Genomic DNA, 1,110 nt, shown 5'->3' with positions numbered 1-1,110 from the left:
GGGCGGGACGGACCTGGCGTCGGGCGTCATGTTCCTCACGGCGATTGCGACCTTTCGGGCGGTGGCCGAGGTCGGTCAGTGGCTGCGGGGCGCGTACATGATCACGGCCATCCCCGCGAGGCATACCAGGGCGCCGATCACGTCAAAGCGGTCGGCTGGCAGCCGTCGGCGGTCATGCCGCAGGCGACCGACCCGGCCACGAAGATCCCGCCGTACGCGGCGAGGATGCGACCGAAGTTGTCGTCGGACTGGAAGGTGGCCACCACCCCATACAAGCCGAGCGCGATGGCGCCGGCGCCGATCCAGATCCCGCCCTTGTGCTCGCGGATGACCTGCCAGACCAGCCAGGCGCCGCCGATCTCGAAGAGACGGCGACGACTAACAGAGCAACGGAACGAACGGCGCCCATGCCGGCGCCCTACCGGCGGCCCGTGCCCGTGATCTTCAGCGGGTCCGCGGACACCTTGCATCCACACCCGCTCTCACCTGCGGCCTTCGCCGCGCAGGAGCGGGCGCCTCGGACGTGCGGGAACAAAGACTTGAGGTCTTTGTTCCCGCACGTCCGGTGCACTACCACCATGGGGGAGGCAAGGGGACCCCACAACGTGCCTCCACCCCCACGAAGGGGCGCATCGCACAGCGGTCTCGCCAACCGGTCCCATCGTGCTCGGTGAGAGGGCGTCTGGCCTTGTTCACGAGAACGGGTTCTGGCTCAGGCTCTGTGGACCGGCCACGCTGAGTCACTGATCGGCGCGTGGGGGCGCGGCTCCAATGAGAGCTCGGCGGTGAGCTGGAGCTCCCAGCTACCCGTAACGGGCGCTTCAGGGGCGCGGTCATCCCTGAAGGCTGCGCGGTCAGCGTCGGCCGCCGCCGATGCGGCGGTCGTCGGCCAGTGCGGTGAGCGGGCCGAACTCGCGGGCAAGCTCGTTCCACGTCAGAACCTCGCCACAGCGGGCCGGGAACTCCTTCGGGTTGAACTCGGGCATGGTCCAGGTGCCAGTGCCCCGGTCCCGCAGCCACAGGTCCCCGTCACCGTCGACCACAGTCGGYGGGACCGGTACGGGCTCGGCCTGATCGGTGGGGTCCCAGGTGATCCGGCCCGGGTGGGAA

At 69.6% G+C, this 1,110-nt stretch carries 1 protein-coding gene and 1 pseudogene; both read right to left on the bottom strand.

The genetic code is table 11. The features are described from left to right. Positions 1-75 precede the first annotated feature (75 nt). Positions 76-409, bottom strand: a pseudogene (locus ACJA3G_RS37415) (YnfA family protein). A 445-nt stretch (positions 410-854) separates the two neighbouring features. Then, positions 855-1,110 (bottom strand): hypothetical protein (locus ACJA3G_RS37410; protein WP_406556957.1); only part of this gene is annotated, 256 nt, incomplete at its 5' end.

This window comes from Streptomyces sp. YS-3, assembly GCF_045257485.1.
Taxonomy (GTDB): Bacteria; Actinomycetota; Actinomycetes; order Streptomycetales; family Streptomycetaceae; genus Streptomyces.
Note: the sequence above shows the minus strand (reverse complement) of the source record. Positions and strands in the feature narration are given on the sequence as shown.